This window comes from Stenotrophomonas sp. TWI809 (assembly GCF_039673205.1).
GTDB lineage: Bacteria > Pseudomonadota > Gammaproteobacteria > Xanthomonadales > Xanthomonadaceae > Stenotrophomonas.
Map to the genome: position 1 here is coordinate 1 of NZ_JBDJLE010000002.1, position 14,007 is coordinate 14,007.

Annotated in this window: 9 protein-coding genes and 1 pseudogene; 2 read left to right on the top strand and 8 right to left on the bottom strand. The window is 68.2% G+C overall.

Annotation, left to right across the window (positions count from 1 at the left end):
• Positions 1–493: 493 nt before the first annotated feature.
• Positions 494–1,684: a benzoate/H(+) symporter BenE family transporter gene (locus ABE472_RS01760; protein ID WP_346465244.1), complete on the top strand. Its 1,191-nt coding sequence runs from the start codon at positions 494–496 to the stop codon at positions 1,682–1,684.
• A gap of 4 nt (positions 1,685–1,688) precedes the next feature.
• Here ABE472_RS01760 and ABE472_RS01765 read toward each other — a convergent pair whose 3' ends face one another.
• The 5 genes from ABE472_RS01765 to ABE472_RS01785 form a co-directional block, all read right to left on the bottom strand.
• The gene (locus tag ABE472_RS01765; RefSeq protein ID WP_313219788.1) at positions 1,689–2,264 is read right to left on the bottom strand and encodes a DUF2628 domain-containing protein; all 576 of its coding nucleotides are present in this window, start codon (positions 2,262–2,264) and stop codon (positions 1,689–1,691) included.
• A complete protein-coding gene (locus ABE472_RS01770; protein ID WP_346465246.1) occupies positions 2,261–4,429 on the bottom strand; it encodes a lytic murein transglycosylase in 2,169 nt (722 codons plus the stop codon). The genes ABE472_RS01765 and ABE472_RS01770 overlap by 4 nt, the downstream gene beginning before the upstream one ends.
• A 54-nt stretch (positions 4,430–4,483) precedes the next feature.
• Positions 4,484–5,458 carry an L-histidine N(alpha)-methyltransferase gene (egtD, locus tag ABE472_RS01775; RefSeq protein ID WP_346465248.1) on the bottom strand — a complete coding sequence of 325 codons (975 nt, stop codon included), beginning with the start codon at positions 5,456–5,458 and terminating at the stop codon, positions 4,484–4,486.
• On the bottom strand, positions 5,455–6,741 hold the full coding sequence (gene egtB, locus ABE472_RS01780; RefSeq protein WP_313219791.1) for an ergothioneine biosynthesis protein EgtB: 1,287 nt from the start codon (positions 6,739–6,741) through the stop codon (positions 5,455–5,457). Before egtB ends, egtD begins: the two co-directional genes overlap by 4 nt.
• A gap of 67 nt (positions 6,742–6,808) precedes the next feature.
• Positions 6,809–7,201, bottom strand: coding sequence for a YchJ family metal-binding protein (locus tag ABE472_RS01785; RefSeq protein WP_346465251.1), 393 nt, complete (start codon positions 7,199–7,201; stop codon positions 6,809–6,811).
• 62 nt (positions 7,202–7,263) lie between these two features.
• Here ABE472_RS01785 and ABE472_RS01790 point away from each other — a divergent pair, with 62 nt between their 5' ends.
• Entirely contained in the window at positions 7,264–8,040 is a 777-nt protein-coding gene (locus ABE472_RS01790; protein WP_070474219.1) for a TSUP family transporter, read from the top strand.
• Between the two features lie 37 nt (positions 8,041–8,077).
• On the opposite strand, the gene ABE472_RS01795 is transcribed toward ABE472_RS01790, so the two are convergent.
• The 3 genes and pseudogenes from ABE472_RS01795 to ABE472_RS01805 form a co-directional block, all read right to left on the bottom strand.
• Positions 8,078–11,698 carry an SbcC/MukB-like Walker B domain-containing protein gene (locus ABE472_RS01795; RefSeq protein ID WP_346465253.1) on the bottom strand — a complete coding sequence of 1,207 codons (3,621 nt, stop codon included), beginning with the start codon at positions 11,696–11,698 and terminating at the stop codon, positions 8,078–8,080.
• Between the two features lie 46 nt (positions 11,699–11,744).
• A pseudogene (locus tag ABE472_RS01800) lies at positions 11,745–12,344 on the bottom strand (DUF4194 domain-containing protein); the annotation flags it as partial.
• Positions 12,345–12,432: 88 nt separating this feature from the next.
• Positions 12,433–13,902, bottom strand: coding sequence for a DUF3375 domain-containing protein (locus ABE472_RS01805; RefSeq protein WP_346462810.1), 1,470 nt, complete (start codon positions 13,900–13,902; stop codon positions 12,433–12,435).
• Positions 13,903–14,007 lie beyond the last annotated feature (105 nt).

Consider the following 14,007-nt stretch of genomic DNA (forward strand, 5'->3'; position numbering starts at 1 on the left):
GGCGCCTTCACAAGATACCTGCGCATACTGTCAAAGAACTTTGGAATCGGCCTCAGCGCCTTCTTCCGTTTGCCCCGACGTTTCCGTCGTTGCGAGCCGCCCATTGTAGACCGGCTTATCTGCTCCGTCAACACCTTTTTTCAAGGCCGTTTCACCGAAGTGAACCGTTGTTGCCGATGCCGCTTCGTTGTTCGCCTCAGAGGCTTTCGTCGTTGCGAGCCGCCTATTATGTCAGGCTTTTCGTTTCCGTCAACACCTTCTTTCGAAGCTTGTTGCCGTCGCTGCGGGTGGGTGTTCACCGGGGTGAAGACCGCGTCGCAGCGAGGGAGCGAATACTAAAGACTTCTGAAAATTCGTCAAGCGTTTTCGTCGATCTTTTTCATCAACGCGTCATCCATACGTGCTGCTCATCAACAAGCGCGGCAGCACGCGCGTTGCGCGTGCTGCCGCTGGCTTGCTAACAATGCATCTCTAGTCATCAGGAATGCATGCGATGTCCGCGGTAGGCAAACGTTCGTTGTGGCGCGATCTCTCCCTGCCTGCGGTGATGGCGGGCTTCATTACGGTACTGGTGGGCTTCGCCAGTTCGGCGGTGATCGTGTTCCAGGCCGCACGCGCGGTAGGCGCCGACCAGGCGCAGATCGCCTCGTGGATATGGGCGTTGGGCCTTGGCATGGGCGTGACCTGTATTGGTCTGTCACTGCGCTATCGGATGCCGGTCGTCACTGCATGGTCCACGCCGGGTGCGGCCATGCTCGTGGTGGGTGCGGGCGCGGCCGGCTACAGCGATGCAATCGGTGCGTTTGTTCTGGCTGCCGTGCTCGGGATGCTTGCCGGCTTCTCGGGGATCTTCGCGAAGCTGATGAAGCGTGTGCCGATGGCGCTGGCCGCGGGCATGCTTGCTGGCGTCTTGCTGCGCTTCGGGCTGGATGTGTTCGTCTCGATGGGCACCCAGCTGGGCATGGCACTGGCGATGTTCGCCACCTGGCTGATCGGGCGACGGCTGTTCCCGCGCTATGCGGTGATCGCCACCCTGCTTGTCGGTGTCATGGTGGCGGCCGGTCAGGGCCTGCTTCATATGCAGGACGTGCGGCTGGAACTGGCCACGCCGGTATTCACCTGGCCAACGCTGTCGTGGTCGGCGGTGTTCGGCATCGCCCTGCCCCTGTTCGTGGTCACCATGGCCTCGCAGAACATCCCGGGCGTAGCGGTGATCCGTGCCTCCGGCTACGACACACCGGTATCGCCGGTGATCGGCTGGATCGGGGTGGTCAACACGCTGCTCGCCCCGTTTGGCGCCTATGGGCTCAACCTGGCCGCGATCACCGCCGCGATCTGCATGGGCCGTGAGGCACACGAGGATCCGGCCCGCCGTTATACCGCCGCGGTGGCCGCGGGCGCCTTCTATATCGTGGTGGGCCTGTTCGGGGCGACGGTGGCGGCCGTGTTCGCCGCCTTCCCCAAGGAACTGGTGGCCTGCGTGGCCGGCATCGCACTGTTGGGCACCATCGCCAACAGCCTGGCGACGGCCCTGCGTGAGGAGGCCGATCGCGAAGCGGCGCTGGTGACCTTCCTGGTCACCGCCTCGGGCCTGTCGCTGGCCGGGATCGGCTCGGCGTTCTGGGGGTTGGTCGCCGGCGGCATCTGCCTGGCAGCACTGCGACCGCGTCCGGTCGCCCGCTGACGCCTCACGCGCCTTCGAAGATACGCAGTACGACGAACAGTGCCAGGCCCAGGCCCAGGGCAAGCCGGCTGGTACCCCCGCGGCGTACCAGTTCGGCGTTGATCCGCTCCGGCTGCCCGGTAAAACGGGCCTGCGCCCGCGCTACCATGCGGCGGCAATGCCAGCGGTACAGCGCATTGCCGAAGATGCCCAGCGAGAGCCGCACACCCAGCGATAACACGACGCCGCCCACCGCCAGGTCCAGCAGGACCATCGCCATGCCAATGGCGAAATCGGCCATGAGCACCGCGAATGCCACCAGGTACATACGCCGGTACATGAGCCAGTGGAAGCCAAACAGGACGGCCGGCCAGTGCCACGGGCGCGGCCAGCGGCCACCGGCCTCATCGAGATGCCAGCGACGGGCATACAACGCGAAGTTGTCGCCCACCGCCTTCGCCAGCAGCGGATGGCGGTCATGCACCGCCACGGCCGCATCGATCTGGGCGTCGATCATGGCCTCGTGCAGGGCGGTGCTGGGCGCGCGATAAGGATCCTCGGCCGTCTCGTCCGGCCGGGCCGGGGACGGAACCGTACTCATAGCGGGCGAACCGCCAGCGTCTGCTGCAGCACGTGCTGCGCACCCGGTGCCAGGGTCACCACATCCGGGCCGGCATTGGCCGCTTCCAGGCACACATAGTTGCGCCAGCCGGCCCCGACATCGGCCATCTTGCTGGCGCCGGCCTCGCCCGGGTTCCAGGCGACCAGCGAGCGGCTGCCGGTGGTGGTGATCTCGATGCGGCGCTTCAGGCCCGGGTCCTTGAGCACGTAGCGGCCGCCGGCCTGCGTATAGATGCGGTCGCTGCGGCCGGGATCGCGCGGGTCGCGCAGGTTCCAGTCGCCCTGCTGCTGGCGCGGGGTCGCGTAATTCTCGAACTTGTCCAGGTAGGACAGGCCATCCAGGCCCTCCACGCTGACCTGCATCGCATCGCTGACATGGAAGTAGTTGTGCAGGGCCTGGGTGAAGGCGACCGGCTGGCGGCCGGTGTTTTCGGTGATCAGGCGCTGTTCCAGGGTCCGGCCGATGCGCAGCTCCATGCGCAGGCGCAGGTCCAGGTTCTCCAGCACCGGCGGCGCCAGGGTCAGCACCATGGTGCCGTCGGCCTCGCGACGGGCCTGCTGCAGGGTCCATGGCACGTTGCGGACGAAGCCATGCGAGGGCACGTCATTGCCCTGCCCCTGGCGGCCGAAGTACGGCCAGCACACGGGGCTGCCCCCGCGGATCGGGGTCGGCAGCGGCTGGGCGCTCGGCGAGAGCCACATGACGTCCTGCCCGCCCTTGGGCACATAGGACAGGAGCTGGCCGCCGAATACGCTGATCGCGGCGGTGGCGAACGGGGTCTGGACCGTCCACGCGGGGAAGCCCTGGATGTCGGCCAGGCTGAGCCCGGGCACCTTGGGCAGGGCCGCGCGGGGCGCCGCCGGGGATTGGACGTACTGGGCGTGATTGGGCGGCAGGGTGAACACGGTGGATGCGGGCATGGTCGGTGTGGAAGAAGGAGGAGCACCGCGAAGGGCGGTGAGAATGCGCTGGCCGGCACGGCCATCGGCGGGGGTCCAGCCCAGGCGCTGCTGCTCGGCCTGGATGGCGCGGCGGGTGGCGGTACCGATCATGCCGTCGGCCGTACCGATATCGTGGCCGCGGGCCAGCAACAGGGTCTGCAGCTCTCGACGTTCGGTACGGCCGATGCCGGGATCATCGGTTGGCCAGGCGGCGGCAATGCCGGTTCCACCACGCAGGCGATCGGCCAGTGTCGCGATCGCCAGCGCGTAGCTCTCGGCGGCGTTGTAGGCGTAGATCGCATCGTAATTGCGGAACACCAGCCACGCCGGGCCCTTGGCACCGGTCGGGAGTAGCAGTGCCGCGTTGCTGTCGGCCGGGAGCCCCGCAGGCGCCAGCCCCCCCCCGGCGACCGGGACGATGCCCAGCGCGCGCCAGTCGGCCAGTGGCTTGCGCTGGGTACGCCCGGCCACGCTGGCGTTGAAGCCAGCGGGAATCTTTACTTCGAGGCCCCATGGCTGCCCGGTTCGCCAGCCCGCCTTCTTGAGGTAGTTGGCGGTGGAGGCCAGCGCATCGGGAATCGAGGCGACCAGATCGCGGCGACCATCGCCGTCGCCATCCACCGCGATGCGCGCATAGGTGGAGGGCATGAACTGGGTGTGGCCGAAGGCGCCGGCCCACGAGCCGGTCAGGCCCTCGGCGCGCAGGTCGCCGGCATCGATCAGCTTGAGCAGGGCCAGCAGTTCACCGCGGAAGAAGGGCTGGCGGCGGCCTTCGCAGGAGAGCGTGGCCAACGACTGCAGCAGCGGGCGCTTGCCGAACACGCGGCCGTAATCGCTCTCTACGCCCCACACCGCGACAATGGTGGCGGCATCGACACCGTACTCGGCCGAAACACGGGCCAGCAGATCACGGTGCTCGATCAGACGGGCGCGCCCGTCATCAACGCGCTGGGTATCCACCAGCGCGGCCAGGTAATCCCACAACGGAGTGGTGAACTCCGGCTGTGCATCCAGCAGCGGCAACACGCTGGGGTCGGGGGTCAGCCCGGCGGTGAGCACCTCGAAGCGCTCGGCGCTGATGCCCTGCTTGCCGGCCTGCGCCTTCAGCGTGACCAGGCAGGTGGCGAATGCGTCCGGCGCGGCGACCGCGATCGACGGTGCGCCGAGCCACAGCCCGGCCAACAACAGGGGCGACCATCGCATTGGCGGAATCCTTGCAGCCAGTGGACCTGCATCATAGCGGCAATGCCGCGCAGGTCAGGCCGGCTGCAGCAGACGCAGGCCGAAGGCGGGATCGGTGGCGTTCCAGTGGGCGGTCACGCGCAGGCCGGCGGCGGCGGCCATCGCGGCGAACACCGCATCGGTGTACTTGTGACTGTACTCGACGGTCATCGCCTCGCCTTCGGCGAAGTCGAAGCTCTGCCCCCCCACCTGCACGCGCTGGTCGCGCTGGCTGACCAGCTCGGTTTCGATGCGCAGCCGCGGCACGCTGTAGCGGGCACGATGGCGGAAGCCGTCCAGATCGAAATCGCTGCCGATGTCGCGGTTGAGCCGACGCAGCAGATTGAGGGTGAACTCGGCGGTGACCCCGGCGGCATCGTTGTACGCCGCTTCGATCAACGCCGCGTCCTTGTGCAGGTCGATGCCGATCAGGGCCATGCCATCCGGGCCCATGGTCTGGCGCATCGCCTTCAACAGGGCGACGGCGTCGTCGTGGGCGAAGTTGCCCAAGGTCGATCCAGGGAAGAACACCAGGTGGCGGGCCGGCTCGCGCTGCGGCGATGGCAACTGCACCGGCTGGGTGAAATCCGCGCAGACCGGCAGCATTTCGATGTCCGGCAGCGAGGGGGCCAGCCGGGTGATGCTGTCCAGCAGCGCGGCGCGGGAGATTTCGATCGGGGTGTAAGCGACCGGGTCCCGCAGCGCATGCAGCAGCAGTTCGGTCTTGCGCCCGCTGCCACTGCCCAGCTCGACCACATGCAGTCGCGGGCCGACCACCTTGGCGATGTCACGCGCGCAGTCCTGCAGCAGCTCCAGCTCGGTGCGGGTCGGGTAGTACTCCGGCTGCTGGGTGATCTGCTCGAACAGCGCCGAGCCCTGCGCATCGTAGAAGTACTTGGAGGGCAGCTGCCGCGGGGTGGTGGACAGACCACGCAGGATGTCGGCGGTGATCTGGTCCCGATCCGGCTGCAGATCGGTCAACGCTTGGAGTGCATCACGGACCGAACTCATGCGGCATCCCGGGCCAGGCGCAGGCCGGCGAACTGCCACCGGGCCGACGGCGCGAAGAAATTGCGGTAGCTGGCGCGCAGGTGATCGGCCGGGGTGGCGCAGCTGCCTCCGCGCAGCACCCACTGCCCGCACATGAATTTGCCGTTGTACTCACCGAGGTTGCCCGGGAAGGTGCGGAAGCCGGGATACGCCCCGTAGGCGCTGCTGGTCCATTCCCATACATCGCCAAACAGCTGGACGAGATCGCCTTCTTCCGCCGCCCCGCCCGGGTGGAGGTGATCGGTATCGGCGAAGCGACCCCGCAGCGGCCGGCCGGCGGTGGCGGCCTCCCATTCGAATTCGGTGGGCAGCCTGGCGTCCTGCCAGCGTGCGTAGGCGTCGGCTTCGAAGTAACTGAGATGGCAGACCGGTGCGTGGGGGTCGAGCGCACGCCAGCCGCCCAGGGTGAACTCCCGCTCCAGCGCGTCATCCCAATAGAGTGGATGCTCCCAGTGCTGCTCCTGACACAGCGTCCAGCCTTCGCTCATCCACCAACGCGGCTCGCGGTAGCCACCGGCCTGCACGAACTGGCGGTACTCCTCATTGCTGACCGGGCGGTTGGCCAGCGCATGCGCGGGCACCAATACGCGGTGGACCGGCGATTCGTTGTCATAGGCGAACGTGGGGCGGGTGGGCCAGACCGGCGCGCCGATCTCCACGATCTGTTCGGGACTGCTGAGCCACTGCAGCGGCAGCGCACGGGCCGGCGCCACGACAAGATCCTCGCGGTAGGCCGGCTGCAGCGGGTTGGACCAGAACGCGTGCTTGATATCGGTCAGCAGGAGTTCCTGGTGCTGCTGCTCATGGTGCAGGCCGAGCAGCAGCTGCTGCTGGGCCTGCTCACTCAGGCTGCCGGCCTGCAGCGCAGCGATCACGCGCTGGTCGATCTCGGCGCGGAAATGCAGCACTTCATCCAGCGAGGGCCGCGAGAGCAGACCGCGCTGGGGGCGCGCATGGGCCGGGCCGATGCTCTGGTAGTAGCTGTTGAACAGGTAATGCCAGTCCGCATCGACCGGTGCGTAGCCGGGCCGGGTGGCCAGCACGAAGCGCTCGAAGAACCACGTGGTGTGGGCCAGGTGCCATTTGGCCGGACTGGCGTCGGCCATGCTCTGCACCATGGCGTCTTCCGCACTGAGGGGGGCGGCCAGCGCGACCGTGCGGGCGCGCACGCTGGCGTAGCGGGCGGCCAGCGACGTCGGCGGGGCGGCAGTATGCGGAGGTGCGGCAGCAACGGCGGTAGTCATCGCGATCAGGATCGGCCAGCCGGGGTGAGCGCCACGTCATGGCACGGCATGGATCGGGTGACAACGCTCAGAATGCGTCGAGATAGAACCAGCGGCCGTCTTCGCGGACGAAGCGGCTGTGTTCGAGCATTTTCACCGCACTGCCGCCGCCGACCTTGTAGCGCGCGGTGAAACGGACCTGGGCGTGGTCGGCATCTGAGCGGGTATGTGCGTGGATCGTCAGCCCCAGCCACTGCGTGCGCTGGCCGGGTGCTTCGTCCAGCGACAGCTCGGCCGGGCGCGTGGACGGGTGCCAGCTGGCCAGCAGGTACCCGGCCAGGTGGCGCACGTAGGCGCTGTAGCGCGAGCGCATCAGCGCTTCGGCATCCGGCGCGGGTGTGCCGGCGTGGTAGCGGCCGCAGCAGGCGGTGTAGGCCAGTGGGCGGCCGCAGGGACAGGGATCGGAGATGGCGGTGGTCATGGGGGTATTGTCGCGCGATGACCGGGCGTATGCTGGCGCGCCTTCTGCCGCGATGTGCTGCCGTGCTTGAGCTGGTTCCCCCTGAGCTGTTGTGGTTGGTGGCGATCGCCTTCATCGCCGGCCTGGTCGATGCCGCCGTCGGCGGCGGTGGGCTGGTGCAGTTGCCCGGGTTGTTCACCGTCTTGCCGCAGCACACGCCGGCGATGCTGTTCGGCACCAACAAGTTCAGCTCGATGTTCGGCACGGCGGCTGCCGCATTCCGCTACGCGCGCAATGTGCGCTTCCCGTGGCGGCCGGTACTGTTCGCGGCGGGCACGGCGTTTGTGTTCTCGTTTGCCGGGGCCACGGCGGTCAGCCTGCTGCCCAAGGACGCGGTACGCCCGCTGGTGCTGGTGCTGCTGGTGGCGATGCTCGGCTACACGCTGTGGAAGAAGGATTTCGGTGCCCTGCACCGCCCGCGCGAGATCGGCCGCAAGGAACTGGTGACCGCGTTGGCGATCGGTGCGGTGATCGGGTTTTACGACGGCTTCTTCGGGCCCGGCACCGGCAGCTTCCTGATCTTCCTGTTCGTGCGCTTCTTCGGGCTGGACTTCCTGCGTGCGTCGGCCGCCTCCAAGGTGGTGAACCTGGCGACCAACGTGGCGGCGATCTCCTTCTTCGTGCCGACCGGCAACATCCTGTGGCTGTTCGCACTGCCGATGGCCGCGGCCAACATCATCGGCTCGGTGGTCGGCACGCGGATGGCGCTGCGCGGTGGCACGCCCTTCATCCGCAAGCTGTTCGTCGGCCTGGTGGTGGTGCTGATCGCCCGGATGGGCTGGGACACCTTCGCCGGTTAGCAGGACGGGCCAGCCCTGGGGCTGACCCGTCGGTTGCTCAGCGCTTGGGCTTGGCGGGCTTCTTTGCGGGCGCCTTGGGCGCGGCCTTGGTGGCCGTCTTCTTTGCCGCTTTCTTTGCCGGCACCTGGGGCACAGCCTTCTTCGGGCGGGATGCCGACGCCGCTGCCGGCGCCGCCACGACCTCGGCCTCGACGTGGGCGTCCTCGTCGATCGAGGCCGCCATCACTTCAGTGGCCATCGCCTCGGGGGCATCCACTACGGCAGGCGGGGCAATCACAGCCGGTGCCGGTGCCGCCGTCGTCTCGCCGGCGCGGGCACGCTCGGGCAGCTTCAGGCGCTTGCCTTCGTCGTCGTACTCGATCAACAGGACGCCGGAGTCGTGGCGACCGCTGATCTCCACGAAGCAGGCACCGCCGATGAACGGCTCCAGCGTCATCACCGACTTCAGCGGGGTGGCCACGACCATCTGGAACCCGAAGTTGTCGAAGATGTTCATCGCCAACGCGGTGAACTCGTTGTCGGCCTTGTCGAAGGCTTCATCGAGCACCACCGCCGCGTAGCTGGGCAGCTGGCCGTCGGCGCCACCGAGCTGGTAGCGCAGCGCGGCCGCCAGGCAGGTGGTGGCCAGCTTCTGGCGCTGACCGCCGGACTTGCCCGCACCGCTGCGGTAGATCTCGACCTGCTGGCGGGTGGCGGCGTCGAGTTCGACGCCGACGAATTCCACATGCAGGCGCACGTCCAGCACCAGCTCGCGCCAGCGCTTGTCCTCGCCTTCCTGCGAGCCGAGCTTGGCGACCAGCTCACGCAGCACCGCGAACTGCGCTTCGGCCAGTTCGCGCTGCTCGGTCTGCTGCTGGGACAGCACGTCACGCAGGCGCTGGTGGAAATCCAGTACCTCGGGCAGGCGGCGGTCGGTGAGTTCGATGGTCAGCAGGGTGCCGCGATTGAACGGTACCTGCTCCAGCGAGGCATTGACCTCGTCCAGGCGCTGGGCGATCGACTTGCGCGCCTCGGCCGTGTGCCGCTGCAGGGCCAACAGGTTGTTCTTGCTCTGGCTCTGCAGCAGATCGAAGAAGCGTGCCTCGTGCTGCGGCAGGCCATCGTTCTCCAGCCGTTGCAGGCGGGCCAGGAAATCTTCGGCGCTGGACAGGCTGACGGTGAAGTCGCCGCTGTCTTCCGGCCAGGCCTGGCAGTAGCGGCGGAAGCAGCCGAGCAGCAGGTTTTCCAGCCGGTTGTGTTCGGCCTGGGCACCGCCGAGCTGTTCGTTGAGGGTGTTGCTGATCTGCCGGAAGTGGGCTTCCAGGTTCTCCAGGCTGAGCACGCCGAGCGCTTTCAGGCGTTCGTCCAGGCCCTGCTGCTGCAGCGGCGTGACCACGCGCTTGGCCAGCGGCGCGCACTGCTCGTGCAGGCGTTCCAGGCGTTCGTGTTCACGGCCGAGCTGGCCGCGCTCCACGCGTACGTCTTCATAGGTGCGCTTGGCCTGGGCCACATCGGCCCGGGTCTTCTCGATCTGTTCGCCCAGCCTGCGCAGATCGGCATTGCCTTCGCGCAGGTCGTGCAGGGCCTGGGCGATGTCGTCCAGGCGCTGCAGCGGTGCGGCCACATCGATCTCGTCCCAGCCCAGCGTGCACAGCTGATGGCAGGCCAGTCGGGCCTTGCCGTCCTGTTCGCGCTGCGCGCGCAGGCCGGCCACGTCGCTGTCGCAGGCAGCGATGCGCTGGGCCAGTTCGATCGCTTCGCGCTCGTACAGGTCCAGTTTGTCGCGGTTGTTGAAGCCGAGCAGCCAGCGGCGGCGGTCGCTGATGTTGTGGCGATCGTCCTTCTCGAAGCGCTCGCCCGGGTGCTTGACCTGGCCTTCCTTTGTGATGCCGCGGTCGGTATCGCGCAGATGGCGTGCATCCACGCACTCGTAGTCGAAGCGCTTGCCCAGCTCGCGGCGCAGCCAGCCGGCATAGCCGTGCTCGCGCAGCACCAGCTTGTGCAGCAGCGAACGTGCGCCCGGCTCGCGGCCATGCAGTGCGTCGTCGTTGCGGCGCACCCGGTAATAGACCAGGCGGGTCCCGAGGTGGGTCTGGTTGATCCACGCCGAGACCTCGGCGTGGTGGCGCTCATCGACCAGCAGCGACTGCGCGAAGCCGTGCAGCACGCGCTCGATGGCGCCCTGCCATGCGGCGTCTTCGTCGCGGACCTGCAGCAGTTCGCCCACGAACGGCAGTGCCGCCTCGGGAATGCCGGTGTCGCTGCTCAGGCGCGCGCGCAGCTGCTGCATCGGCGCGGGAATGCTGGACGGGGTGCGCTTGAGCGCCTCCAGTTCCGACCGCACTTCGGCGAAGCGGCGTTCGTCGTCGCGCTTGCCGCCCATGCGCTCGGCGATGGCTTCATCCAGCTCGGCCGCGGCGCGCTGGCCGTCGTCCAAGCGGGCTTGGGCGCGGGCGAGCTGCTCGGCAAACCCGTGCGCGGTCTCGGCCAGGGTTTCCCCCAGTTCGCGGCTGGCATGGTTGGCCTGGCTGCGCTTGGCCAGCCGGCGGTCGCGTTCCTGGGCGACACGGCCCTGTTCGCGCTCCAGTTCTTCGATGCGCTCACCGCCCTGCTGGCGACGCTGCGCTTCCAGCTCGGCGAGGTGGCTTTCATGATTCTCCAGCGCGCTGCGGCGCTGGCCTTCTTCCCCGGACAGACCGCGGTCGCGGGTATCCAGTTCCAGCAGGCGTGCCTCAAGCAGGGCCAGGCGACGCTGCTCGCGCACGCCGTCGATGCCCAGCTTCATCTCGTCCAGGTCTTCGCGCTGGCGGCGCAGTGCCTGCAGATCGGCGTAGTGGCCGCGTGCGGGCAGCAGGGTTTCGACCTGGCGGCGCGCGGTGACCACGGCCTGATGGGCGCCATCGAGTTCGGCGAAATCATCGACCAGCCGCTCGGCCGCATCGAAGGTGCGCGGTGCATCGAGCATGAAGTCGCGCAGGAACACGTTCAGATCGCCGAGGTTCTTCGCCGACTGCGTCTTGTGCAGCAGGCGCAGCGCCATCTCGTTCTCGATCCCGAGCACATGGCGGAACCGTTCGGCATAGCTGGCGAAGCTGTCGAAGTGATGCACATCGCCCAGGCGCTGCTTGAGCTTGCGCAGGTCCAGGTCGAAGCCACCGAGGTCACGTGCGATGTCGAAACTGCGCTCGGCCACCATGTAGTGCTTGCGCACATCGGCCGCGGCCGCGCCGTTGCCGGCAATCCAGAACAGGCGCACCAGGCTGACGATGCGGCCGTCATTGCTGCGGTATTCCAGCACCAGGGCGGTCCAGGTAGCGCCTTTGCGCAGGTACTGGGTGGCGATTTCACCGGTGCCGCTGTCCTGCTGGTCGGCCCAGGCGCCCCGCACGTAGGAGACCAGGTTGCGGTCGCGGCCACTGCGTTCGGCTTCGCGCGCGGCGGCGTTGAAGTCGACCAGGGCCGGCGGCACCAGCAGCGCGGACATCGCATCGAGCAGGGTCGACTTGCCCGAGCCGGAGCGGCCGACGAACAGGAAGCCGCGCTCGGCGATCGGCACTTCGGTCAGGCCGGAGAAGGTGCCCCAGTTGTGGACCTGCAGGCGGCGCATGCGGAACTGCTGCGCGCGCGGGTCGGGCTGGTCGCCGGGGAACAGGGCGGGTGCGGGAATGTGGACGGTCATGGCAGGGCTAGCAATCCAGGCAGGGCAGCGGCGCGCGGGCGCGCGCTCAGGCGTCGAGGTCGGCCGGCGCTTCGCGCAGGCGGCGGTACACCTGGGCCAGGGCGGCGACATCTTCGGCGGAGAACATCAGTTTCAGTGCCGGCGAGACTTCATGACGCGCATCGTCGCCGCCGAGGCGGGTGAGGATGTGGTTGTCCTTCATCTTCTGCACGGCACTGGCGACGCGGCGGTTGAAGCCGGCGCGGTCGGTGGACAGGTGGCGCTCGTACACGGCCAGTGCTTCGGCCAGCTCGGCATCCTCGACCACCGCGCGCACGCCGCGCGCATCGGCTTCGGCCAACTGCTGGCGCAGGTGCAGCAGCAGCACCGAGTCGATGAAGGTCAGCGGCGAGGTACGCAGCAGCACCGGTGCATCGATATCTTCGGTATCGGCCTGGCGGGTGAACGCCACGCCACTCTCGCGGTCCAGCACCAGTTCCAGGAACAGGTCCGAGAGCGCCGAGCGGATCGCCGCTTCGCTGCGGATCAGCGCCGGCCACAGCTTGGCGTGACGCAGCTGGTCGATGCTCGGGCCGATCAGCAGCTGGCACAGCGCGCGGCGGCCATCGAGCGGCAGCCGGCCGGTGTCGCCCATGTAGAACACGTCATTGTTACGCCGCAGGACGGGCGTCACCACGACCGGTTCGTCGTCGTGCCCGTCTGCGCCGCCGTCGATCGGGGTGTCGGTGGATTGTTCATGCCAGCTCATGGCGTTTCTCCTGGGTGAACCAGATCAGCGGAATGCGGGCGCGACGCCATTGGCCATCGCCGCCGCGCCATTGCGCGATCTCCTGTTGATCGGTGGCGACCTCGCCGTGGCGGGTGCCAAGAGAGAGGTAGCCGATGATGCTGCCCAGCCCCTGCGGGGCCTCACGGTGCTCAAGCACCTGCGCGATCGACAGCCGCGGCTGCTCGCCGAGCAGGTCGTGCAGATCGCGGCGCAGGGTGCGGAAGTCGATTTCAGAGGCGGCCACCAGATCACCAACACTCTCCAGCGAGATCGCGGCGGTGTCGTTGCGCTGCACGCTGCCATCCACCTGCGCCTGGCGCGGGTCGTGCAGCTTCCATTGCGACAGCGAGCGCAGCCGGCTGGTGGTGAGCTGCAGGTCGCGGCCGATGCCGCGCTGCGCCGGGATGTGGTCGCGCAGGCCCAGCGCCTCGCCCTGGGCCTGCTTGAGCAGCTGGTTGAGGCGGCGCTGTTCCAGGTAGCCACGGCTCTGCACGAAGCCGCGCAGGCTGCGGGCGAAGTGCTGCAGCACATCGTGGACCTGGCCACCGCGCTCGAGCATGGTGGTGGTGAAGCCGCGCAGGAAGGTGCGCTCGTTGCGATCCAGCTTGCGGGCGAAGCCACGCGCGAGCACGGTCTCGAGCGCGGCATCGAGCTGGGCGCTCTGTTCGGCATCATTGAGCAGGCGCCAGAACGCCTCGAAGCTGCGCCCGGCGTCGCTGTCGCCGATCACGTCCACGCCTTCGAACAGCTTGGACAGCACGTCGCCGCGCTCGCCTTCGTCATCGATGATGCGTTCGCGGAATTCACGGTTGAGGCGTTCGAAGTCATCGCGCACGCGGCGGAAATCTTCGGTCAGTTCGTCGGCCAGGCCGATGATCTGGCGGGTCCGTTCCAGCGCGCGCTTGCCATCCAGCGAGGACACCTTGCCGCCGCTGACGCGGGCGATCTCGGCATCGATGCGGTCGCGCTCGTCGCGCAGCGCGGACAGGCGTGCATCCGGATTGGATTCGGTCAGCGCGGCCAGCTGCGAGAGCTGCTCGATCACCAGGGCCAGGCGGCTCTCGGTGGCGGCAGCGCGCGCCTGCTCCAGGCTGTCGGCGAAGCGGATCGCCTGCGCGGCCTGGGTGGACAGTTCGTACTGTTCCTGGTCGGCGCCGTCGGGCAAGCGGCGTTCCAGCCAGCCCTGGGCCAGCCAATGCGCGATGTAGGCCTGTGCGGTGCGCGGCAGATCGCGCGACAGCTCATCGGCCTTCAGATCATCCAGCGCGCGCTGCAGGCGTTCGTGCAGCACCGCGGTGGACAGGGTGCGCTCGTCCTGCATCAGCAGGCTCTGCAGCAGGCCGATGATCTCCGGCGCGTGATCGGCCGCCAGCAGCTTCCACTGCGATTGTTCGCGCAGGTGGCGGTAACGGGTAATGCGCTCGCGATGTTTCATTCGAGACCGGGGACAGGAAGACAGGCCGCGCGGGTCGCGGCGGCCGGGAGGGAAACGGGACGCGCACGCACCCGCAGGGCCGGGCCGAAGCCCAGCGCCTGCCGG